The 22,368-nt window shown below is 66.8% G+C and carries 24 protein-coding genes; 14 read left to right on the plus strand and 10 right to left on the minus strand.

The features are described 5' to 3' along the window. Positions 1-48: 48 nt before the first annotated feature. Positions 49-600 carry an OmpA family protein gene (locus tag V9L21_RS10435; RefSeq protein ID WP_337311565.1) on the minus strand — a complete coding sequence of 184 codons (552 nt, stop codon included), beginning with the start codon at positions 598-600 and terminating at the stop codon, positions 49-51. Positions 601-723: 123 nt separating this feature from the next. Here V9L21_RS10435 and V9L21_RS10440 point away from each other — a divergent pair, with 123 nt between their 5' ends. Beyond that, positions 724-1,491: a gamma-glutamylcyclotransferase gene (locus V9L21_RS10440; RefSeq protein ID WP_337311892.1), complete on the plus strand. Its 768-nt coding sequence runs from the start codon at positions 724-726 to the stop codon at positions 1,489-1,491. Further along, the gene (locus V9L21_RS10445) at positions 1,488-2,030 is read left to right on the plus strand and encodes a superoxide dismutase family protein (RefSeq protein ID WP_337311566.1); all 543 of its coding nucleotides are present in this window, start codon (positions 1,488-1,490) and stop codon (positions 2,028-2,030) included. Before V9L21_RS10440 ends, V9L21_RS10445 begins: the two co-directional genes overlap by 4 nt. Positions 2,031-2,037: 7 nt before the next feature. Here the strand turns inward: V9L21_RS10445 and V9L21_RS10450 are convergent, their stop codons facing one another. Next, positions 2,038-2,610: a nucleotidyltransferase family protein gene (locus tag V9L21_RS10450; RefSeq protein WP_337311568.1), complete on the minus strand. Its 573-nt coding sequence runs from the start codon at positions 2,608-2,610 to the stop codon at positions 2,038-2,040. Between the two features lie 37 nt (positions 2,611-2,647). Between V9L21_RS10450 and pdxH the strand changes: the two genes are divergently transcribed. Beyond that, positions 2,648-3,319, plus strand: a complete 672-nt coding sequence (gene pdxH / locus V9L21_RS10455; RefSeq protein ID WP_443304617.1) for a pyridoxamine 5'-phosphate oxidase — start codon at positions 2,648-2,650, stop codon at positions 3,317-3,319. Between the two features lie 6 nt (positions 3,320-3,325). Here the strand turns inward: pdxH and V9L21_RS10460 are convergent, their stop codons facing one another. After that, complete coding sequence (locus V9L21_RS10460; RefSeq protein ID WP_443304619.1) at positions 3,326-4,537, minus strand: OmpA family protein; 1,212 nt, start codon at positions 4,535-4,537, stop codon at positions 3,326-3,328. Positions 4,538-4,555: 18 nt separating this feature from the next. Between V9L21_RS10460 and V9L21_RS10465 the strand changes: the two genes are divergently transcribed. After that, a complete protein-coding gene (locus tag V9L21_RS10465) occupies positions 4,556-4,927 on the plus strand; it encodes a hypothetical protein (RefSeq protein WP_337311574.1) in 372 nt (123 codons plus the stop codon). A 97-nt stretch (positions 4,928-5,024) separates the two neighbouring features. Here the strand turns inward: V9L21_RS10465 and V9L21_RS10470 are convergent, their stop codons facing one another. From V9L21_RS10470 to msrA, 4 genes are all read right to left on the minus strand, one after another. Then, the gene (locus V9L21_RS10470) at positions 5,025-5,975 is read right to left on the minus strand and encodes an AEC family transporter (protein ID WP_337311894.1); all 951 of its coding nucleotides are present in this window, start codon (positions 5,973-5,975) and stop codon (positions 5,025-5,027) included. Positions 5,976-6,064: 89 nt separating this feature from the next. Next, positions 6,065-8,149 (minus strand): TonB-dependent receptor, encoded by a 2,085-nt coding sequence (locus V9L21_RS10475; protein ID WP_337311576.1) that lies wholly within the window; start codon positions 8,147-8,149, stop codon positions 6,065-6,067. 81 nt (positions 8,150-8,230) lie between these two features. After that, positions 8,231-8,659, minus strand: coding sequence for a hypothetical protein (locus V9L21_RS10480; protein ID WP_337311578.1), 429 nt, complete (start codon positions 8,657-8,659; stop codon positions 8,231-8,233). A gap of 24 nt (positions 8,660-8,683) precedes the next feature. After that, positions 8,684-9,235, minus strand: a complete 552-nt coding sequence (msrA, locus tag V9L21_RS10485; protein WP_337311580.1) for a peptide-methionine (S)-S-oxide reductase MsrA — start codon at positions 9,233-9,235, stop codon at positions 8,684-8,686. A gap of 101 nt (positions 9,236-9,336) precedes the next feature. On the opposite strand from msrA, the gene V9L21_RS10490 reads away from it, so the two are divergent. From V9L21_RS10490 to V9L21_RS10505, 4 genes are all read left to right on the plus strand, one after another. Further along, positions 9,337-10,014, plus strand: a complete 678-nt coding sequence (locus V9L21_RS10490; protein WP_337311582.1) for a TetR/AcrR family transcriptional regulator — start codon at positions 9,337-9,339, stop codon at positions 10,012-10,014. 90 nt (positions 10,015-10,104) lie between these two features. After that, the gene (locus V9L21_RS10495; protein WP_258501579.1) at positions 10,105-10,782 is read left to right on the plus strand and encodes a protein-L-isoaspartate O-methyltransferase family protein; all 678 of its coding nucleotides are present in this window, start codon (positions 10,105-10,107) and stop codon (positions 10,780-10,782) included. Positions 10,783-10,795: 13 nt separating this feature from the next. Further along, a complete protein-coding gene (locus tag V9L21_RS10500; RefSeq protein WP_157614927.1) occupies positions 10,796-11,134 on the plus strand; it encodes a rhodanese-like domain-containing protein in 339 nt (112 codons plus the stop codon). 21 nt (positions 11,135-11,155) lie between these two features. After that, positions 11,156-12,709, plus strand: coding sequence for a TolC family outer membrane protein (locus V9L21_RS10505; RefSeq protein WP_337311584.1), 1,554 nt, complete (start codon positions 11,156-11,158; stop codon positions 12,707-12,709). 17 nt (positions 12,710-12,726) lie between these two features. On the opposite strand, the gene V9L21_RS10510 is transcribed toward V9L21_RS10505, so the two are convergent. Next, entirely contained in the window at positions 12,727-14,106 is a 1,380-nt protein-coding gene (locus V9L21_RS10510; protein WP_337311586.1) for a 3-deoxy-D-manno-octulosonic acid transferase, read from the minus strand. 5 nt (positions 14,107-14,111) lie between these two features. Beyond that, entirely contained in the window at positions 14,112-15,494 is a 1,383-nt protein-coding gene (locus V9L21_RS10515) for a phosphomannomutase/phosphoglucomutase (protein ID WP_337311588.1), read from the minus strand. Between the two features lie 111 nt (positions 15,495-15,605). Between V9L21_RS10515 and V9L21_RS10520 the strand changes: the two genes are divergently transcribed. The 3 genes from V9L21_RS10520 to V9L21_RS10530 are packed head-to-tail and all read left to right on the plus strand — an operon-like array spanning position 15,606 to position 18,717. After that, positions 15,606-17,210 (plus strand): DNA-3-methyladenine glycosylase 2 family protein, encoded by a 1,605-nt coding sequence (locus tag V9L21_RS10520; RefSeq protein ID WP_337311590.1) that lies wholly within the window; start codon positions 15,606-15,608, stop codon positions 17,208-17,210. Between the two features lie 6 nt (positions 17,211-17,216). After that, positions 17,217-17,711 carry a methylated-DNA--[protein]-cysteine S-methyltransferase gene (locus V9L21_RS10525; protein ID WP_337311592.1) on the plus strand — a complete coding sequence of 165 codons (495 nt, stop codon included), beginning with the start codon at positions 17,217-17,219 and terminating at the stop codon, positions 17,709-17,711. A 37-nt stretch (positions 17,712-17,748) separates the two neighbouring features. Further along, positions 17,749-18,717, plus strand: coding sequence for a DMT family transporter (locus V9L21_RS10530; RefSeq protein ID WP_337311594.1), 969 nt, complete (start codon positions 17,749-17,751; stop codon positions 18,715-18,717). On the opposite strand, the gene V9L21_RS10535 is transcribed toward V9L21_RS10530, so the two are convergent. Continuing rightward, positions 18,692-19,342, minus strand: a complete 651-nt coding sequence (locus V9L21_RS10535; protein ID WP_337311596.1) for a DUF1345 domain-containing protein — start codon at positions 19,340-19,342, stop codon at positions 18,692-18,694. The genes V9L21_RS10530 and V9L21_RS10535 overlap by 26 nt on opposite strands. A gap of 210 nt (positions 19,343-19,552) precedes the next feature. Between V9L21_RS10535 and V9L21_RS10540 the strand changes: the two genes are divergently transcribed. The 3 genes from V9L21_RS10540 (at position 19,553) to V9L21_RS10550 (ending at position 22,151) form a co-directional block, all read left to right on the plus strand. Next, positions 19,553-20,392, plus strand: a complete 840-nt coding sequence (locus V9L21_RS10540) for a hypothetical protein (RefSeq protein WP_337311598.1) — start codon at positions 19,553-19,555, stop codon at positions 20,390-20,392. Between the two features lie 110 nt (positions 20,393-20,502). Further along, positions 20,503-21,390 (plus strand): phosphate/phosphite/phosphonate ABC transporter substrate-binding protein, encoded by an 888-nt coding sequence (locus V9L21_RS10545; protein ID WP_337311600.1) that lies wholly within the window; start codon positions 20,503-20,505, stop codon positions 21,388-21,390. 56 nt (positions 21,391-21,446) lie between these two features. Beyond that, positions 21,447-22,151: a glutathione S-transferase N-terminal domain-containing protein gene (locus V9L21_RS10550; protein WP_337311602.1), complete on the plus strand. Its 705-nt coding sequence runs from the start codon at positions 21,447-21,449 to the stop codon at positions 22,149-22,151. The last annotated feature ends 217 nt before the right edge of the window (positions 22,152-22,368 follow it).

A 22,368-nucleotide genomic window follows, 5' to 3' on the forward strand; every position in this document is an offset into this window, starting at 1 on the left:
TTTACATCCGTATTCACATCCGCGCGCCAAACGAGGGGCGGAGGGCGCTCAATCGATGAGCTTGACTTCGACGCGGCGCGCCTCGGCGTTGTTGCCCGAACCTGCTGTGACGGGGGGCCTTTGCAAGTCGACCTTGTTCGCCGGAACGCCCAGGCCCACCAGCACATCGCGGATCATTTCGGCGCGCTTCTTGGCAAGCTGCTCGTTGATGGCCGCGTCGCCGGTGGTGTCATGAAAGCCCGAGACCACCGCCTTGCGGCCGCTTTCCACGCCCTTGATGACAGCGGCCAGCGCCTCGGCGGCACCGGGTGCGAGGTCGGCGCTGCCGGTTGCGAAATAGAAGTTCACCACGCCGTCGCCCACGCGGATGCTGGCGCCATCGGGGATCACCACGGTGACCGTTTCGGTGACCTCGGCCACGGTGGTGGTGGGTGCCGGCGGCGCGGGAGCCGCTGCAACCGCAACTGCGGGCCTGGCCTTTGCCGCCGTGTTCTTGCCCTTGTGCCAGAACGCGATGCCCAGGACGAAGGAGATCACCAGCGCAATCAGTATGACGAGGAATCCGAGGGCGAATTTTTGCTGGCTGTCGTCTTCATTCATGGGTCTGCGTGCTCCGAAGGGAAGAGGTCGGTAAATAATGGTGCGGTGAACCATGATCGCCAAATTGTAGGCGCCGGCCCGTCGGGCTCCGCACCCGACCCCGGGCCGCCGGGGCTGGACCCGATGCCCCGGCCGTTGCGCGACCCGCAGCCGATGCTCGAAAAGGCCATTGCCGATTGGGGCGGGCGCGAGGACTTGTGGCTCTTCGGCTACGGCTCGCTCATATGGCGCCCCGAGTTCGATTTTGCCGAGCGGCGCTTCGCCTGGGTACACGGCTGGCATCGCGCCTTGAAGATGTGGAGCCGCATCAACCGAGGCAGCGTGCAGACGCCGGGCCTCGTCTTCGGGCTGCTGTCGGGCGGCAGTTGCCGCGGCATGGTGTTCCGGGTGCCGGCTGCACAGGGCCTCGAAACGCTGCGCAGGCTTTGGCTGCGCGAGATGCCCACCGGCGTGTACGACCCGAAGTGGCTCAAGTGCACCACGCCCGAAGGCCCGGTGCGCGCGCTGGCCTTCACGCTCTCCAGGCGCAGCCCCAACTTCACGGGCGAGCTCAGCGACGAGCGCTATCGCCACATCTTCACCCATGCGGTGGGCCGCTACGGCAGCTCGCTCGACTATGCGCGCCAGACCTTGCTGGAGCTGCGCCGCCACTCGATCCACGACGCGGCGCTGGCCCGGCTGGTTGCGCTGGCGCACGAGAGGCAAGAGCAGCAGCAGGAACAACAGGAACAGCACGACCGACAGGCGCAGCAAGCGCAATCCGGCGCCGCGGCTGATTGCGGCACGCCTCCTGCTCCGGTATATGTTCCGGGGTCTCCGGACACAAAAAATTCTTCGTCCCGTTCCTTTTCTTCCCAACAATCTTCCGGACCGTCCAAGGAAAAACCATGAACCATCGTCTCTCGATCGCCACCGGCACCGCCCTTCTCGCCAGCGCCCTGCTTTCGGCCTGCGGCGGCATGATGGGCGGCAAGCCGAGCGCGGCCGCCGAACTGATGCCCACCGCGGCGATCTCGCCCAACCCCACGCGCGGCACGGTGACCTTCACCGCGCTGGACCACGGCGTGCGGGTGGCCGGCGAAGTGCGCGGCCTGGCACCGGGCAGCGAGCACGGGTTCCACATCCATGAAAAAGGCGACTGCGGCGACAACGGCAACGCCTCGGGCGGCCACTTCAACCCCGCCGGCGGCACGCACGGCAAGTTCGGCGCGCCGGGCAGCCACGCCGGCGAACTCCCCAGCCTCGTGGCCGACGCGAGCGGCGTGGCACGCTTCCGCGTCGATATCCACTCGATTTCGCTGACCGAAGGCGCCGCCAACAACGTGGTGGGCCGTGCGCTCGTCGTGCACCGCGACCGCGACGATTTCACGACCCAGCCGGCCGGCAACTCCGGCCCGCGCACCGCATGCGCGGTGATCGCGCGGCGCTGATCGTCGGTTAAGCCAAACCCGCCGAGCGCTCCCGCCAGAGGGCCTCGGCGTGCGCCAGGGCCTCCGGCGTGTCGATGTCGGTCACGATGCCCACGTCGTCCACCACAAGGTCTGCCACCGCATCGATGGCGCGCATGGCCTTGAGCACGGGCGCGGCGCCGAAATTTCCCTGCAGCGCCGCGAGCTGCGCGCGGCATCCGGCCGCAAAGCCCACCGGGTGGCCGCGCTCGCCCTTGTATTGCGGCTGCGCCGCGCAGACACGGCCGGAAAGAGCTCCCGCAACCGCCCGAAGCGTTTCAGCGCGCACCAGCGGCAGGTCGCCCGGCAAGATCAGCCAGCCGGCGGCGTCGGGCGTGGCCCGCACCGCGGCGGCAATCGAATCGCCCATGCCCGGATGGCCGGCGTCTTCGAGCCGCCAGGGCAGTCCGCTGGCGCGAACGGCATCGAGCGTTCGCTCGAGCACCGGCCTGCCCGCGAGCGGTGCCTGCAGCTTGGAGCCCACGCCGCCGGCCGCTTTGAAACGCTCGCCCCGCCCCGAAGCAAGCACGATCACCCACGGAGAATTTGCCTTTGTCGCCATGGGCCGAGTATGTGCGCGGAATGCCGGCAGGGAAGGCATGCGCAACAATGTCGGCATGACCTCTTCTCCCACCAACGAAACGTTGGCCGCGCTGCGCAAGAGCTACGAGCGGGCCGAGCTCGGCGAAACCCACAGCGCCGACGATCCGCTCAAGCAGTTCGAACGCTGGCTCGGCGAAGCCATCGACGCCCAGGTGCCCGAGCCCAATGCGATGACCTTGTGCACCGTGGGCAGCGACCTGCGGCCCTCCAGCCGCATCGTGCTCATCAAGGGTTACGACGCACGCGGAGTCGTCTGGTACACCAACTACGAAAGCCGCAAGGGCCGCGAGCTGTCGGGCAATCCGTATGCGGCGTTGCAGTTCCATTGGGTCGAGCTCGAACGCGTGGTGCGCATCGAAGGCCGGGTCGAAAAAGCCAGCGCCGAGGAAAGCGATGCCTACTTTGCCAGCCGCCCGCTCGACTCGCGCATCGGCGCCTGGGCCAGCCCGCAGAGCGAAGTGATCAGCGGCCGTGACGTGCTGGTGAAGAACGCCGCCGTGGCCGCCGCCAGGCACCTGCTGTCGCCGCCGCGCCCGCCGCATTGGGGCGGCTACCGGCTTGTGCCCGACCGCTGGGAATTCTGGCAAGGCCGCAAGAGCCGTCTGCACGACCGGCTGCGCTACCGGCTCGAAGGCGGCAACTGGGTGCGCGAACGGCTCGCACCCTGAGCCTGGTCAAGCCTCGCAGGCCGCGACCTTGAATTCGACGCGGCGGTCGAGCGCATCGCTTGCGTCGTCCGCCCCGGTGCCCACGATGTTCTCGCGGAACCCCATGCCGGATTCGCGCAGCTTCTTCGACAGCGGCGGCGCCTCGCCCACGAGCCGGGTCTTCACGCTCACCGCGCGCTGCAACGACAGGCGCTCGTTGACCGCCTCGGGGCCGGTGCGGCTCGTGTGGCCCGTGACCACCACGCATGAATCGATCTGCGCTGCCTGGCGCGCGATCTGCCGCAGCCACATCGGATAGGCGGCGCTGATCTTCGGGTCGGCCAGGAACTCGGTCGAGCCTGGCTTGAACAGGAACTTCACGCTCAGGTTGTTGGTTTCCAGCCCGAGCCGCGCCAGGGTGCCGAAGGTTTTTTCGGCATCGGCCGCGCGGCCCAGATGCGCCTGCGTGAGGTAGAGGCCGCTGTAGATGCGCAGCTGCTGCCCGTCGGGCCGGCGCGATGCGGCTTCGTAGCGGCTCAGCGCTTCGCTCATGCGGCCGGCCTCGTAGGCCGCGGTGGCTTCCTGCAGCACGGTCGAGGTGGGCAGGCGCTCCAGGTACAACGCGTCGGCGGCCTGGCCGGGCTGCGTTTCGGCGGTGCGGATGTAGCCTTCCACGCCGCGGTCCTTGCCGTTCACGGGGCTGTCGCGAAAGAAAGCCGTCGGCCGCGTGTCCAGCGTCGGGTCGCTGATGCGCGCCACCGATTGCGCGATGACCACGCCGCTCTTGATTTCGGTCAGCGCCAGGTTCAGGCGGTAACGCCCGTCGGCCGCATCCTTGTCGCGCACCAGCGTGCCGTTCAGCACGTATTGGGCGCGTTCGATCTCGGCGCTGTTGAAGGGCGTGACGGTGAACTGCTTGAACTGCGACTGCATGCGCTGCACCACGCGCTGCTCGGCCACGCGCGTCACTTCGGTCTGCTGGCCGCTCGATCCCTCGAGCAGCGGATCGATCACGATGCGGCTCTGCTTGATGGTCGACTCCACCTTGGCCAGGAAGGCCGGCAGCTTCTGCGTCTGCACGATCAGGTCGTCCACCGCCTGGTTGACGGCCTGGTCGAAAGGCATGGCGTTGCCCGGTGCGGGCCGGTGCGCACACGCAACGGAAAGCGCCGCGGCGCACAGCGCGAGCACGCGCAGCACGGTCCCGATCGGTTGGATGGTGGTCTTCATCATCAGCATTGGCTCCTCAAGATCTTCATGTCTTCGTTCGACAGCGGCTCACCCACCGCTGCCCGCATGTTGATTTCGCTGCAGCGCCTGGAGAGCGGCGGATTTTTGGGGGCCGCGTGCTTCTCCACCTCCGGCACTGGCAGCGGCGCCGGCTGCGCGGCCACCGCAACGGCCTGCGGCCTGGGCCGCGTTGCCGCAGCCGGCTTGGGCCCCGCTGGCCTGGCTGCCGGTCGCTCGGCTGTCGGCGGCACCGCCTCCCTCGGTACCCCCGCCGAAAGGCACGGCGTTCTGCACGGCTTGGTGTCTGCCGTGGCCGTTGCGGCAAAACCGGCACAGCACAGCGCGACCACCATCGCGATCGGCGCCATGGCGGAAAACGGCGAAGACCGCACCTGGTAAATCATCAGCCGGCAAATGTAGAGCGGCAGGCGCCGCTCGCCATCTCGCCAAATGGCCACCCTGCCGAACGGCATAGGCGCCCGGCGCTACGAAAGCTTCAGGGGAGCCACTGCACCAGCGTCATCACCAGCGTGAGCGTGGCCAGCGCGAGCACCGTCGACACCGCCACGCTGGCCGTCACCAGGTCTTCGGCCGTGCGGTAGCGCTGCGAAAAGAGAAAGACGTTGGCGCCGATGGGCAGCGCCGCTGCCACCACCATCACGGTGAGCGGAATGCCGCGCACGCCCAGCAGCCAGCCGATGCCGGCCACGAGCAGCGGATGCAGCAGGTTCTTCACCAGGGCCTGCACCGTGGCACCGCGCCAGTGCCGGCCGATGGGCGTCAACGCCAGCGTGATGCCCACCATCACAAGCGCCACCGGGCCGAACGCCTGCCCGAGCAGCATGATCGGCTTGTCGAGGAAATCGGGCATCACGAGCCCCGTTTGCGCGAACAGCAGCCCCGCAATGATCGGCATCGGCACCGGGTGGATGATGGCGTTGCGCAGCGCCCGCAGCACCGTGCGCGCCATGGAGCGCTTCTCTTCGCCGCTCACCACCGCATGCTCGCGCGCCACGGCCAGCTCCAGCACCACGGTGGCGCTCGTCAACAGCACCAGCGAGTGCAGCGAGATCAGCGTGAGCAGCACGACCATGCCCTGCTCGCCATAGGCCAGGCCGACCAGCACGATGCCGATCATCACGGTGTTGCTGTAGGTGTTGGCCAGTGCAATCACGGCTGCCGTGCGATTGAAGCCGCGCAGCGCCAGCGTGCCCGCGAACAGCAGGCCCGAAGCGATGAAATATGCGGCCACGGGCTTCAGGCTGAGTTCTTCCACGTGCACCGTGCTCATCGCGCGGAACAGGAGCGCGGGTGCAAGCAGCAGGAAGATCAGGTTGGAGAGGTCCTTGACGGCGTTGCCGCCGATCCAGCGGCGCCGGCCTGCCAGGTAGCCTGCTGCGATCAGGACGACGACCGGCAGCAGCGAAGAAATGACGAACGGGTTCACCCGGTCGAGGATAGCCGAGGGTGCGTTCACTCCCGCCCGCTCTTCCCCTGGGATGCGCCGAGGAAAGAGCAAGCGGTACGGGCCTCAGGTCAGAACGTCACGCGCAGGCCAACCTTCAGCGAACGCCCCGGCAGCGGCGCGTTCGGGTACACCGTCGTCGTCAGGATCGACGTCGGGCTGTAGGCCAGCTTGTTGGTGATGTTGTCGACGCGCGCATACCAGGTGAGGTTGGCGCGCTGCACCTTCATGCGGTAGGTAACGGCGGCATTCCACAGCGTGTAGGAGTCGGTCTCGCGCGCGCCCACGCTCGGCACCCGACGCTGCGCCGCGTTGTAGTCGAAGCCCAGGCGCGCGCCCCATGGGCCGTTGCCATAGGCCAGCGTAGCCCCCAGGCGCAATGGCGCAATGCGCGGCAGCGGCTCGCCGGTGTCGAGGTTCTTGGCCCGCACGATGTCGCCGCGCCACTCCAGGTCGAGCGTCGAGCCGTCGGCCGAACGCGCAAAGCCGTCGGTGCCCAGCAGGCGCAGGTTGCCGTTCGCCTCGATGCCGGTGAACCGCGCGCGCACGCCGCTGTAGAGGTACTCGGCCAGCGTGTCGGTCGCTTCCGGGTCTGTCACCACCTGGCCTTCTTCATCGAGCGTGCGGCCCGATGCGGTCAGGCCGATGTAGTTGCGAAAGCGCGTGACATACGCGTTGACGCGGGCTGTGTTGGCGCCCGACTTCCATTGCGCACCCAGGTCGAACCCGGTCGACTTTTCCTTCTCGAGGTTCGGATTGCCGACTTCCCATGCGGCCGTTGCAACGTGCGGTCCGTTGGCAAGCAGTTCGTAATCCTTCGGGGCGCGCTCGGTGTAGGCAAGGTTTGAGGTGAGCTGCCACTGCGGCGTCAGGTTCACCAGCGCGCCCAGGGCCGCGCTGTGGGGGTTGAAGGTGCGCTCGCCAACGGCAAATCGCGTCACGCTCGGATCGTCCGGGTAGCCGAGCGATGTAACGCGGACCTTCTCGGTGCGCGCGCCAAAGCTCAGCCGGCCCCACGATGTGCCGAGCTCTTCATACATGAACAACGCGTTGGAGCGCGTGCGGCTGTGCGGCGCAAAGGCCTCGGCGCCGTCCGCGGCGAAGCGGTTGGTCTCGCTGCTGAAGCCGACCAGGCCTTCGAGGTTGCCGATCTTCTGGTGGCGCACTTCGATGCGCACATCGTTGCTCATGTTCGAGAAGGTGGTGCCGGCCTCGCCGCCTTCGAACTCGGTGTGGCGGTAGTCGGTGTGGCTGAGCTTGGCGTGAACGCTGCTGATGATGCCGCCCGGGCGCCATTCGCCCTCGATCGCATAGCGGTCGGACTTCATGCCGATGGTGACGTCGTCTTCGGCCACCGTGCCGTAGTTGCTGCGGTAGGTGCTGGCCGAGGCGCCGATCCAGCCCTGGTCGAAGAACAGCGTGCCGCCTACTGCGCCGCCGTGCGCCTCGTTGGCCGAGTTGCATATCTTGCGCGCCAGCGTGGGACGGCCGGGCTTGGTGCATTCCAGGTCGATGGGCGCCGAGACGTCCTTGGAGTTGCGGTTGAACGCATCGACGTGCAGCGCCAGGCGGTCGTTGCCGCCCTCGAAGACCACGCCGCCGTTCTTTTCCTTGTTGCCGGTCGAAAAGCCCAGGTCGGCACGACCGCCGAAGCCGTTGATCGGCTCGGTGGGAATGCGGTTGTCGATCACGTTGACCACGCCGCCCACCGCGCTGCCGCCGTACTGCAGCGCCGAAGGCCCGCGCAGCACCTCGACGCGGTCGGTCACCAGCGAATCCACCGGCACCGCGTGGTCGTAGCTCAGCGCCGAGGCGTCCGGCGCGCCGCCGCCGTTCTGCAGGATGCGGATGCGGTCGCCGTCCAGCCCGCGAATGATCGGCCGGCTTGCGTTGGGACCGAAGTAGCTGCTGCTCACGCCGGGCAGGTTGTTGAGCGTTTCGCCGAGCGTCGATTCGGAGCGCATCAGGAGCTTGTCGCCCGAAAGCGTGGTGGTGGGCGCAATCAGGTCGGCCGCGCCCAGCGGATTGCCGGTGACGGCAATTTCAGGCAGGGAGGCCGCAGGCGCTTCGGCGGGTTGCGCCTGGGCCATGGCCGCGAAGGAAGCCAGCAAAAGAACGGCAGCGCCGATGGCGTTGCGACGGAAATTGGGAATCATGAATGAGCACTCGTTGAATCAAGGGACGATCTGCCGCCACCGCAGAAAAAGCGCGGTGCAGCAACCGGAACACGGAGGGATTCAGCGAGTGGAAGGCGGGCCGCGCGCGTCGAACAGCGCAACCCAGCGGGCGATGGCCTCGCCCTGCAGATAGGCAAAGGTGGCCGATGGCAGCAGCACCGGCAGCGCGACCGTGGGCACGCCCAATGCGCCCGAGCCGTGCGACAGCTGGTCGTACAGCCGGCATTCGGCATCGGTGTGGTCACCGAACAGGCTGGCGATGCCGTGGGACACGTGAGGCAGGTGCGACGCGTGGGGCGCGTGCCCGCGCGCCTCTTCGGCGTGGCTGGCCTGCGCGGCCGCGGTCGCCTGGCCAAGGCCCGGCACGTGCAGCGACCGGTGGATCAGCCCGAGCGTGCCCGCGAACCACAACGCAACCACCAGCGCGATGGCGATCGCACGGGTCGACAGAATCGACCGGTGCCGAGCCTGGCTGGCGATGGTGTGCACGGGAAACGGGCTTTGGGCGAAAGATCAGGCCTTGACGCGCGAGGCGAAGGTCTTCTGGAACTTCTCGACCTTGGGCCCGACCACGAAAGCGCAGTAGCCCTGGTTCGGGTTGTTCAGGAAATAGTCCTGGTGATACGCCTCGGCGGTCGAATAGTTGGCGAGCGGCACCACCTCGGTCACCACGGGAGCGCTGTAGGTCTTGCCGGCCTCGATTTCGCGGATGACCCCTTGGGCCACGTCCTTCTGCGCGTCGCTCGTGACATAAATGCCGCTGCGGTACTGCGTGCCGACATCATTGCCCTGGCGGTTCAGCGTCGTGGGGTCGTGCACCACAAAGAAGATCTCGAGAACTTCGCGCAGGCTGATGACGGCGGGGTCGAATTCGACCTTCACGACCTCCACATGCCCGGTGCGGCCGGTGCAAATCTGCTCGTAGGTCGGGTTGAGGGTCTGGCCGTTGCAGTAGCCCGATTCGACGTCCACCACGCCCTGCACGCGGTCGAAAACCGCCTCGGTGCACCAGAAGCAGCCTCCGCCCAGCACGATGGATTCGGTTTGCGACGGTGAAGAAGACATGGGCTGCTCCGGCAGGTAGGAAAAAAGCGAACCCGATATTGTCGCGGCTTGACGGGCCGGATGCTGGTCACTACATTACTAACCCGCGAGTCATTAATCTCATGCCCACCCCCCGTTCCTTTGTCGACAAGATCTGCCCGGTGCGCTCCAAACGCGAGCGCCGCAAGGAGGCGCGCCCCGGCGAACTGCTGGCGGCAGCGCTCGATCTCTTCGTCGAAAAAGGCTTTGCCGCCACCCGCGCCGAGGAAGTGGCGGCGCGCGCCGGGGTCTCCAAGGGCACGCTTTTTCTTTATTTTCCGAGCAAGGAAGAGCTCTTCAAGGCCGTGGTGGTCGAAAACCTCAGCGGCCGGTTTTCCGAGTGGAACGAAGAGTTCGAGACCTTCGAAGGCACCTCGGCGGACATGCTGCGCTATTGCATGCGCGTCTGGTGGGAGCGGGTCGGCATGACCAAGGCTTCGGGCCTGACCAAGCTCATGATGAGCGAAGGCGCCAACTTTCCCGACCTGGCGGAGTTCTACCGGAAGGAAGTGATCCGGCCGGGCCATTCGCTGTTGCGCCGCATCCTGCAGCGGGGCATCGACCGGGGCGAATTCGCGCCGGTCGACATCGACCACGCCATCTACTCGGTGGTGGCGCCCATGGTCTTCCTGATGCTGTGGAAGCACTCGGCCATGGTCTGCGTCGACGAAGACACCTCGCTCGACCCTGAAAAGTACCTCGCCACCCAGGCCGAGACCGTGCTTTACGGCCTCACGCGCCGCCCGGAGAGCGCGGCATGAAGCGTGCATGGACGGCCGGGCTTCCGCGAGCGGGCGCGGCGCAACCTAAAATTGAAGGTTTGTCCTGAGCCCCACAAGGAAAAGCCCCCAATGAACCCGACCCCCACCCTCGAGCGCTTGCGCTTCAACATGATCGAGCAGCAGATCCGGCCCTGGGATGTGCTCGACCTGGAAATTCTCGACCTGCTGGCTGCCATCCGGCGCGAAGACTACGTGCCGCCCGCGCACCGCGGCCTGGCCTTCTTCGACATGGAAATTCCGCTCGGCGACGGCTCGGTTCCCGGCCAGGTGATGCTCTCGCCCAAGGTCGAGGCACGCATGCTGCAAGACCTGCACGTGCAAAAGCACGAGTCGGTGCTCGAGATCGGCACCGGCTCCGGCTTCATGGCCGCCCTGCTCGCCCATCGCGCCGCCCAGGTGCTGTCGCTCGAAATCGACCCCGTGCTGGCCGCCCGCGCCGCCGAAACACTGCGCCAGAACGGCGTTGCCAACGTGGAAGTGCGCAACGCCGACGGCGCCGTGCCGCTGCCGAGCGGCCCCAGCTTCGACGTAATCGTGCTCAGCGGCTCCGTCGCGCGCATTCCGCAGAACCTGCTCGGCTCCCTCAAGGTGGGTGGCCGCCTGGCTGCCATCGTGGGCGAAGAGCCGATGATGCGCGCGCACTTCGTGACCCGCACCAGCGAAAGCAAGTGGGACACCATCCAGCCCTGGGACACGGTGGCGCCGCGCCTGCTCAACTTCCCCGAGCCTTCGCGCTTCTCGTTCTGAGCGGGACTTCCGAATGATCGATCAAGTCCGCCCCGCCGATCTCGCAGCCTGGTTTGCCCAGAACCCCGATGCCGCGCCCGTGCTGCTCGACGTGCGCGAACCCTGGGAGCTGCAGACGGCGAGCGTTGCGCCCCAGGGCTTCACGCTGGTCGCCATCCCGATGAACGAAATTCCGGGCCGGCTTTCCGAACTCGACGAAGGCCAGCGCATTGCGTGCCTGTGCCATCACGGCGCGCGCAGCCAGCGCGTGGCGGCCTTCCTGAGCCAAAACGGCTTTGCCGAGCTGGCCAACGTGGCCGGCGGCATCGACGCCTGGTCCGCACAGCACGACCCTGCCGTGCCGCGCTACTGATTCTTTCTTCAAGGACGTTCAATGCCTTCCAGGCCCAGGCTTTTGCCTCTTTCCGCAGCGCTCGCAAGTCTCTTTGCCACCCTGCTCGCACTGCCGGCCCAAGGCCAGACACTGAACGAACTCTACGAATCCGCCCGCGGCTTCGACGCCACCTACCAGGGTGCGCGCGCCCAGTACGAAGCAAACGTAGCGCGCGCCGCGCAGGCCAAGGCGGGCATTCTTCCCGCCGTGGGGCTCACGGCCGGCGCCACGCGCAACAACCTCGATATCGACACGCTCACCGGCCCCGGCCGCGGAACCAGCACGCCGCGCGACTTCACCACGCAGAACGTCGGCATCAACGCCACGCAGCCGATCTACCGGCCCGCCAACTGGGCCACCTACGAGCAGGGCAAGCGGCAGGCCGAGATTGCCGAGGCCGTGCTCACCGCTGCCGAGCAGGACCTGATCGTTCGCGTGAGCCAGGCGTATTTCGACGTGCTCGCCAGCCAGGACAGCCTGACGCTGGTGCGCGCGCAAAAGGTGGCCGTGGCCGAGCAGCTCGCATCGGCCAAGCGCAATTTCGAGGTCGGCACCTCCACCATCACCGACACACGCGAAGCGCAGGCGCGCTACGACCTCGTCATTGCGCAGGAAATTGCCGCCGAGAACGACCTGCAGGTCAAGAAGATCGTCCTCGACCAGCTGGTCGGCCGGCCCGGCAGTGTGCCGGTTCCGCTGGCGCAGCCCGTGGTGCTGCCGACGGCCATGCCGGCAAACATCGATGCCTGGGTGGCACAGGCCGAAGAAGCGCACCCCTCCATCCGCCAGGCGCGGCTCGGCCTCGACGTGGCCGGCCTCGAAATCCGCAAGGCCGAAGCCGGCCACAAGCCCACGCTGGACGCCAACCTGGGCTACAACATCACGCGCAATCCGCACGGCACCAGCACCAGCACGGTGGGCACGCGCATCGATGCCGCGTCGGTGGGCGTGGTGTTCAACATGCCGCTCTTCGCGGGCTTTGCCACCGAGAACCGCATCAAGGAAACGCTGGCCCTCGAAGACCAGTCGCGCAGCGTGCTCGAAGGCACCCGCCGCAGCGTGGCGCAGGCCACGCGCGCGGCCTATCTCGGGCTGGTCTCGGGCGCGGGGCAGGTAAAGGCGCTGGAGGCCGCCGAGGCTTCGAGCCAGAGCGCGCTCGACGCCAACCGGCTTGGCTACCAGGTGGGTGTGCGCATCAACATCGACGTGCTCAATTCGCAAAGCCAGCTGTTCCAGACCAAGCGCGATCTCGCGCAGGCGCGCTACAACGTGCTGCTGGGCAACCTCAGGCTGCGCCAGGCCAACGGCACGCTGACGGTGGACGACATGAATGCGATCAACGCGACGCTGGCAAAGAACGGAGGCCCGTCTTCGCAGCCTGCGCAACCTTCGCCTGGCGAGCGCCCGCAGACGGCGCCTTCAACGGTGGTGCCGGTCACGCCGCCGAGCATTCCCGTGGTGCCGCCCGTGCCCGTGCCGCCGTTCAATCCGCCGGCACCGACGATGCCTTCGGCACCGCCGCCACCGGTCATCCTGAATCCCCCCGCCCGCTGAGGGTCAAGGGCCGGCGGCTACTCGAGCGTGGGTTCGGCTCTCGCGTCTTCTTCCAGCGGCGCGGCGCCGGTCGGCACGGGGTCCGCAGCCTGCGCAATGGCCAGCACCGCCGCGGCGGTGCGTTCGGCCGCCCCACGGTTCGACGATGAGAAAGCCAGTGCGGCCTGCGCCATGGCGGCACGTCGCTCGGGGTTTTCGACCAGCTTGAGCGCCGCGGTCACGGCCTGCTCCATGTTCTCGACTCGGAGCGAGGCACCGGCCGCAAGCGAAAGCTGAGCGGCTTCGGCAAAGTTGAAGGTCGACGGGCCCATGACCACCGGGCAACCGCATGCCGCGGGCTCGATGAGGTTCTGCCCGCCCAGCGGTTCGAAGCTTCCGCCCAGCAGCGCAACGTCGGCAAGGCCGTAGTAAAGCGCCATTTCACCGAGCGAATCGCCGAGCCATATCTCTGCATCGGTCGGCTGGCCGGCCGCACTGCGGCGCGCCACGGCAAAGCCCTGCGACTCGATGAGCGCGGCCACTTCGTCGAAGCGCTGCGGATGGCGCGGCACGATCATCCATTGCACGTCGTGCACGCGCTTGGCAATCGAGCGAACCGCACCCTGCTCCGGCGGCACGGGCGACGTGGCGCCGAAGCGCTTGAGCACCTCGAGCAGCATGCGCTCCTCGCCGTCGCGCGAGCTCGCAAGCACCACCATGGGTTTGGGCAGCCGCTCGCGCAGCGCCACGGCCGCGGTGAGCTGGCGCGCGTCGGGCGAGGCATCGAACTTGAGGTTGCCGTAGATGCCGGCCACCTTGGCGCCAAGGGACACCAGCCGGTGCGCGTCGGCCTCCGTCTGTGCCCACACGGCGGCCAGCGCCGAATACGCGGGCCGCGCGAGCCAGCTGAGGCGCTCGGCCGCGGCCAGCGAATTTTCGTTGAGGCGCGCATTGGCGAGCACCAGCGGAATGCGCCGCTCGGCGCAGGCGGCGGCCATCTCTGGCCAGACTTCGGTTTCCATCAGCACGCCGATGCGCGGCTGAAAGCGATCGAGAAAACGCGCCACCGCGCCCGGCGTGTCCCACGGCTGCCAGACCTGCGTGTCGCCGGGCTCGAGCAGCTTGGCGCCCTCTTCGCGGCCGGTGGCAGTGCCATGCGTAAGCAGGATGGGGATGCCCGGATACTGCCGCCGCAACTCCGCAATCAGGATGGCTGCCGCGCGCGTTTCGCCGAGCGAAACCGCATGCACCCAACACTGCCCCTCGCCGGTGGTTGCGTCGTCGTAGTAGCCGAAGCGCTCCTCCACGGCCATGCCATAGCCCGGCTCGGCCACCGCACGGCGCCGCAGCTTGCGGCGAACCAGCGGTTGCACAACGGTGGTGAAGACGCCGTACAGGCGCAGCAGCAGCGAACGCACGGGGTTCAGTGCGACGCTTCGGCCAGCGTCGCGTCGGCCTTGACGGTTCTGAGGAGCGCGAGCATCTCGGCTTCGATGCGCTTGAGCGCCGCATCGGTCTGGCCTTCGAAGCGCAGCACCAGCACCGGCGTGGTGTTCGAAGCGCGAATCAAGCCGAAGCCGTCGGGCCAGTCGACGCGCAATCCGTCGATGGTCGAGACCACGGCCGGTGCTGCAAAGCTTGCGCCTGAAACCAGCTTTTCGACCACCGCGTGCGGCTCGCCTTCGGCGCACTTCACATTGAGTTCGGGCGTCGAGAAGCTCGTGGGCAGCGCGTTGAGCGTGTCGCTCGCGTTCGGCGTCTTGCTCAATATCTCGAGCAGGCGGCAGCCTGCATAGGTGCCGTCGTCAAAGCCGAACCAGCGCTCCTTGAAGAAGATGTGGCCGCTCATTTCGCCGCCGAGCGGCGAATCGATTTCCTTCATCTTGGCTTTGATGAGCGAATGGCCGGTCTTGAAGATCATCGGCTTGCCGCCCGCGGCCTCGATGGCCGGCGCCAGGCGCTGCGAGCACTTCACGTCGTACACGATGGTGCCCCCCGGCACGCGCGAAAGCACGTCCTGCGCAAAGAGCTGCATCTGGCGGTCGGGGAAGATGTTTTGGCCGTCTTTGGTGACGATGCCCAGCCGGTCGCCGTCGCCGTCGAAGGCCAGGCCCAATTCGGCGTCGCCCGTGGCCAGCGCGGCCATCAGGTCCTTCAGGTTCTCGGGGCGGCTCGGGTCTGGGTGGTGGTTGGGAAAGTCGCCATCGACCTCGCTGAACAGCTCGGTCACTTCGCAGCCGATGGCGCGGAAGATGGCGGGTGCCGAAGCGCCCGCAATGCCGTTACCCGAATCGACCACGATCTTGAGTGGCCGCGCCAGCTTGATGTCGCCGACGATGCGCTTCACGTAGGCCTCGGTCACGTCGACATTGCGCACGCTGCCGCCGGGTGCGAGCTTGGCGGTGCCTTCTTCCATCACCTTGCGCAGGCCCTGGATCTCGTCGCCGTAGATGGCGCGGCCGGCCAGCACCATCTTGAAGCCGTTGTAGTCCTTCGGGTTGTGGCTGCCGGTCACTTGAATGCCGCTGCTCGACAGCGTGTGCGCCGCAAAGTACAGCATGGGCGTGGTCACGGCACCCACGTTGATCACCTCGATGCCGGTGGCAACAAGGCCCTTGATCAGTGCTTCGGCGAGCGCAGGGCCCGACAGGCGGCCGTCGCGGCCCACGGCCACGGTTTTTTCACCGGCGGCACGGGCGGCGCTTCCGAAAGCCCGGCCGAGCGCTTCGGCGACCTCGGCATCGAGCGTGACAGGCACAACGCCCCGAATGTCATAGGCCTTGAAAATCGACGCACTGAGTTGCATGAGAAGGCATTCCCTGTAGTTCTAAAGACCGAGCCATTGTAGGCAAGCAGTCTGGTGCCCACATGTCCGAAAACGGCCAGTTGAAACGAGTCGAAACCGTATCATTTGTCCATGCCTTCCACACCTGCCTCCACCGAAGTGCTCGAGAGCGACGCCTGCTACCTGGCAATGAAGACGCACGACGCGCGCTTCGACGGCTCTTTCTTCACCGCGGTGACCTCCACCGGCATCTACTGCCGGCCGGTCTGCCGCGTGAAGTTGCCGCGCCGCGAGAACTGCCGGTTTTTCCGCCATGCGGCACAGGCCGAGGCCGAAGGCTTTCGCCCCTGCCTGCGCTGCCGGCCCGAACTGGCGCCGCGCGCAGCAAGCTGGTCCACCGAAGATGCCTCGCGCATCCTCGCGCTGCAGGCGGCCCGCCTCATCGACGAGCCCGATGCGTGGGCCGAAGACGGCCCGGGTGCCGCGCAGATTGCCGCACGGCTCGGCGTGAGCGACCGCCACCTGCGGCGCATTTTCGAGGCGCAGTTCGGCGTCTCGCCCCTGCAATACCTGCAAACACGCCGCCTGCTGGCCGCCAAGCAACTGATTGCCGACACGCGCTTGCCGATGACACAGGTGGCATTGGCCAGCGGCTTTGCAAGCGTGCGCCGCTTCAATGCCGCCTTTCTTGAACACTATGGCCTCAACCCGAGTGCGCTGCGGCGCGCGGGCGGTGCCGAGGGCGGCGAAGGCAAGGCGATCGAAGTGCGACTGGGTTTTCGTCCGCCGTATGACGTGAACGCGATGCTGGGCTTCTTCGCGCGCCGTGCGCTGCGCGGTGTCGAGGTTGCGTTCACTGCCGATGGCAAGGAGCCCGCCAAGGGCAGCACGCCTGCTTATGTGCGGCTAGCCCGCACGCTACGCGTGCAGCAAGGCACGCAGACGCACGCCGGATGGCTGCAACTGCGCTTCGACATGGAGCGCGAGCAGATGCTGCTCTCGGTCAGCGATTCGCTTGCCGCCGTGCTGCCGATCGTGATCAGCCGCGCACGCGCCATGCTCGACCTCGACGCCGAGCCGATGGCCATCAACGCCGCGCTGCATGAAGCCTTTCCGCATGGCGACGGGCTGCGCGTGCCGGGCACGGTCGACGGCTTCGAGCTCGCGGTGCGCGCGGTGCTGGGCCAGCAGATCACCGTGGCTGCGGCGCGCACGCTGGGCTCGCGGCTGGTCGCGGCATTCGGCGAACCCATCGCCACGCCCATCGAGGGCCTGGACCGGTTGTTTCCTACGCCGGCGGCCCTGGCAGCCGCGAGCGGCGACGCGCTCGGTCAGCTCGGCATCGTGCGCCAGCGGCAGGCCGCGCTGCAGGGCATCGCCCGCGAGGTGGCGGCCGGCAAGCTGGCGCTGCATGCGGGTGCCGATGTGCCCTCGACCATCGCGGCGCTGCAGGAGCTGCCCGGCATCGGTGCCTGGACCGCGCAGTACATCGCCATGCGTGCGCTGCGCTGGTCCGATGCGTTTCCGGCGGGCGACGTCGCGCTGCAAAAAGCATTGGGCGTGACGACCGCACGCGCAGCGAGCGAGGCATCGCAGGCATGGCGCCCGTGGCGCAGCTACGCGGTGCTGCGCGCATGGCATGCGCCTTCACCCGCGCCGGCAACAGCCACAACCGCGGACTCACCCGCAGCGGAATCTTCTTCCAGCAACATCACAACGGCAGGCGCCCCCGCCTGAAATGTCATGAAGTTCAAGACCAAAGTCATCTACACATCGCACATCGACACGCCGCTCGGCGGCATCACCATGGCGGCCACCGACGAAGGCCTGGCGGGTGTCTGGTTCGACCAGCAGCGCCATTGGCCCGACACCACGGGCTGGCAGACCAAGGACGACCACCCCGCGCTCGTCGAAGCCGGCGCGCAGCTGCGCGATTACTTTGCCGGCAAGCGCGATACCTTCGACGTGAAGCTCGATCTCTCGCACGGCACCGCCTTCCAGCAGAGCGTGTGGCAGGCACTGCTAGCCATACCCGCGGGCAAGACCATGACCTACAGCGCACTGAGCGCAAACGTGGGCAACCCGACCGCGGTGCGCGCGGTGGGCGCGGCCGTGGGGCGCAACCCGATCAGCGTGATCGTGCCCTGCCACCGCGTGCTCGGCGCCAACGGCTCGCTGACCGGTTACGCTGGCGGGCTTCACCGCAAGACCGCCTTGCTGGAACTCGAATCGAAATAGGGCCCGGCTCCGGCTACGCGCACCATCAAGAGAACGTATGAGTACGACAACAAAAGACAACACCACAGCCACCGACTCACCGAAGCCCAACGCCTGGCTTGTTGATCTTGTGCTGCTGGGCGCGCTCTGGGGGGCGTCTTTTCTTTTCATGCGCATCGGCGCGGCCGAGTTCGGTGCCTTGCCCGCGGCCGCGGTGCGCGTAGGCGTAGCCACGCTCTTCTTGTTGCCGCTGCTGTTCATCCGCGGCCACGGCGAGGCACTGGCACAGCACTGGAAGGCCTCGATGGCCATCGGCGTACTGAACTCCGGCATTCCGTTCGCGCTGTTCTGCTTTGCGCTGCTCACCATCAACAGCGGCCTGGCCGCGGTCATCAACGCCACCGTGCCGATGTTCGGCGCGCTGGTGGCGTGGGCCTGGTTTCGCGACCGGCCGGACGGCTCGCGCATCGTCGGGCTGATCATCGGCTTTGCGGGCGTTGCCATGCTCGCAAGCCGCAGCGCAGGCCTGCATGCCGACGCGGGCGGCAATGCCGCGCTGTGGGCCGTGCTGGCGTGCCTGGGCGCCTGTGCAAGCTATGGCGTGGCAGCCAGCGCCACGCGGCGCTACCTGGGCGGCGTGCCCGCGCTGGCCACGGCCACCGGCAGCCAGATTGGGGCCACCCTGTTCCTCGCGTTGCCTGCGCTGTGGTTCTGGCCCACGCAAATGCCCAGCCTGCGCGCATGGCTCGCATTGCTGGCGCTGGGCATTGCCTGCACCGGCCTGGCGTACATCCTTTTCTTCCGGCTCATCGCCAATGCGGGACCGGCGCGCGCGCTGACCGTGACTTTCCTGGTGCCGGTGTTCGCGGTGTTCTACGGCGCGGTGTTCCTCGGCGAAAACATCACGCAGTGGATGCTGATCTGCGCGGCCGTCATCGTGTGCGGCGTGGCGCTTTCCACCGGCCTTGTGAAGCTGTGGCCGGGCGCGGGCTCGGCCGCAGCTACATCGCCGCCGCGACCACGTTGACCGACAGCGCGAGCACCAGCATATTGAATGCAAAGGCGAGCACGCTGTGCACCAGCGTGATGCGCCGCATCTCGCGCGAGGTGGCCTGCACGTCCGACACCTGCGAGGTCATGCCGACCACATACGCGTAGTACAAAAAGTCGAAATAGTCCGGCTCATCCTTGCCCGGAAAATCCAGCCCGCCGTCGGGCGAGCCGTCCCGCTGGTCGATGTAGTAGCGATGCGCGTAATGAAACGCGTAGATCGTATGCATCATGAGCCAGGAGCCCACGAGCGCCACCAGCCCCAGCGCGATGTGCGCGGCGCGCGCGGGGCCGCTCATCAGCTTGACCTGCTGCAGCAGCATTGCAATGGCAACCACGCTCGCACCAATCGCGACCAGCATCGACACCAGGATCACCAGGTTGGGCTGGTCCAGCGACTGCGCGCGCTCGCGGGTTCGCTGTGCATCGAAAGTATCGGCCAGCCACCACGTGAGCACCAGGAAGACCGCGGCGCCGGCGCACCAGCCTGCAAGGCCGCGCACCATCGGCTCGAGCGGAGCGACGGCTGCAACGGCAATGCCTGCCACCGCGCCATACAAGAGACGCTGAGGACCGGTGGTCGTGGAAAGATGTTCGTGCATGTTCAAAGCTTAGCTTGAATACTTTTTCAGGCGCGCTAACGCCGACATCGACACCGTCCTACAAGCAGAGCGGCAATCAACGCATGGGTTTTTGGCATGCGCCCTATTAACTTGTCGGTCATCAAAAGGGAGCCCCGCCCGGAAGCACCGCGCGCATAGAAATTGCGTGTCGAGCCCGAGGCATTTTTTTTGCCTTCTGAAGGACCTTTCATGCTGCTGCCTCGCTCCCGCCCGCTCGCCAACACCGCAAGATTGACGACGCTGGGCACTTTGGCCGGTGCCGGATTGATCTTTGCCCACGCAAGCGCCTGGGCGGAACCTTCACCCGCACTCGACCGGTTCAGTTTTTCGGTGGGAGCCTTCAGCGCCGATCCCAAATTCAATGCATCGGTCAGCTCGCCCTACGGCGCGCTGCGAACGCGCGACCTCGAGCCCGGCCGCGTGACCATGCCGCGCGTGACGGCCGACCTGCTGATCGGCGACAGCCACGGCCTTTCGTTCGACTACTACCGCTACAAGCGCGACTACTTCGGCCAAGCCGGCGGCAGCGAATCGCTCGGCGGTTTCGGCACGTTCAATGCCCTGGGCAACGCCAATCTCAACGTGAAGCTCGACTTTGCCAAGCTCTCGTACAAATGGTGGCTGGGCACGGGCAACACGGTTTTCGGGCTTGGTGCAGGCGCGGCCTACTACCGCATCAATGTGGGCGCGAACGCCAATGTTGCGGTCAACGGGCGCGTCAGCCAGTTGAATGAAGACGCGAGCGACGATGCCATTGCGCCCTTGCTCGAAGTCGGCGTGCGGCATGCCATCAACCCGGACCTGCGCCTGTTTGCAGACCTCTCCGGCGTGCGCAAGGGCGGCGGGCGCTTTCACGGCAACATCTACAACGCAAGCGCGGGCGTGGAGTGGTTCCCTGTGAAGAACGTGGGCCTGGTGCTGGCCTACGGCGTCACCAACATCGACCTGGCGCGCGAAAGCAGCACCGCCGAGACGCGGGTCAAGGTGAAGCTGCACGGGCCGTCTGCCTTCCTCAAGGCGCGGTTCTGAGGCTTCTACTGCCGCAGCGGCCCGGCGCCATGCATGCCATGGGTGGGGCGCCGCGCGCATAGGTGCTTGCGATCATCGGCGGCCGCACCCCCGGCCCCTATGATCTTTTGATGTACATCCCCGCCACACTCCGCCCCGACAACATCGACGTGTGCGCCGCCAGTGCGCGCCCCGCCCGCAGGCCGCGCTCGCTTTTGCTTGCCGCTCCGGCGGTGGCGTTGCTGCTGGCAGCGGCCGCACCGGCCCACGCGCTGGTCATCGGCGTGACGGAAGGCGTGAGCTACCAGGTAACCGAAAGCCAGATCGCACCGCGCTTCGAGCCCATTGCCGAGGCCCTCAGCAAGGCATTGAAGCAGCCGGTGACCATCAAGGTGTTGATTTCGTACAACGGTGCGCGCGAGGCCCTGAAGGAACAGCAGGTCGACATGGCCTTCATCCATCCGGCCCATGTGGCGCTGGAGGCCATCAAGAGCGGCCGCTACCAGGCCCTGGCCTGGACCGGCGGCTTTACCGCGTACAAGGTGTCGCTGCTGTGCAAGGAGCCGCAGCCCATCTCCGACTGGAAGAGCATTGCCGGCAAAGGCCTCGTGATGCCCGACCCGGATTCGATCACCTCGGTGATCACGCGCGCCATGCTGCGCGAGCAAGGCGTGCAGGCCGCCTCGCTCAAGCTCACCAATACGCGCTACCAGGATGCCGTGCCCTTCTACGTGAAGAACGGTTTTGCCGCCTATGGCGCCACGGCCTCGTCGGGCGTGATCAAGGCCTGGAAGGACAGCGGCGGCAACGTGTGCGCCGAATCGCGCGCGGTGCCCATCAAGCAATGGGTGGCGTCGCGCAAGCTCGATGCCGCCACCACCGCCGCGGCGCGAGAAGCCCTGCTGGGGCTTGCACAAAGCGATGCCGGCAAGCGCGCGCTTGCAACCTCGACCTACACTGGCTTCGTCGCGCCGTCGGCCGAGGTCGAGGCCGCCCTGCTTACCTGGCTGGGCATCTGAAACCGGCGGGCGCGGCGCGATGGCTCCGCTCCTTTTCCGTTCTTTCAGAATTGCCCATGCACGATCTCTCCAGCTTTCCCGTCACCAAGAAATGGCCCGCGCTGCAGCCTGACAGGTTGCAGCTCTATTCGCTGCCCACGCCCAACGGCGTGAAGGTTTCGATCATGCTGGAAGAAACCGGGCTGCCTTACGAAGCGCACCTGGTGAGCTTCGAAACCAACGACCAGATGTCGCCGGAATTCCTGTCGCTCAACCCGAACAACAAGATTCCCGCCGTCCTCGATCCCGACGGCCCCGGCGGCAAGCCGCTCGCGCTCTTCGAGTCGGGCGCCATTCTTCTCTACCTGGCCGACAAGACCGGCCAGTTCATTCCGCAAGATGCCGCGGGCCGCTACGAAACCACCCAGTGGCTCATGTTCCAGATGGGCGGCATCGGCCCGATGTTCGGCCAGCTCGGCTTCTTCAACAAGTTTGCCGGCAAGGACTATGAAGACAAGCGCCCGCGCGACCGCTATGTGGCCGAGTCGAAGCGGCTGCTCGGCGTGCTCGACAAGCGCCTCGAAGGGCGCGACTGGGTCATGGGCAATAGCTACACCATCGCCGACATTGCCATCTTCCCGTGGGTGCGCAACCTGATCGGCTTCTACGAAGCGGCCGACCTGGTGGGCTTTGGCGAGTTCAAGAACGTCGCTCGCGTGCTCGAAACCTTCGTTGCGCGGCCCGCCGTCGTGCGCGGCCTGGGCGTTCCCAAGCGCGGTTGATCGCGAGGGGCGGCGCATCCGCCGCCCGATCCGAAAACAGAACTATTCATTTTCGGAGCAAGTGTCTTTTTCAGGCACGCAGTTGAGGTTTCCCAACCTTTACCGCGCATCGTTGAGCCGCGGTTAAGGTTACACTTCAATAAGAATAATTCTTATTCAACCATCCGGTCACCCTTCGCTCTGCGCCGGTGACCGGCCCGGGAACCACCACCACTGC

Origin of the sequence: Variovorax sp. CCNWLW235, assembly GCF_037204085.1 — a bacterium.
In the GTDB taxonomy this organism is placed as follows: Bacteria; Pseudomonadota; Gammaproteobacteria; order Burkholderiales; family Burkholderiaceae_C; genus Variovorax.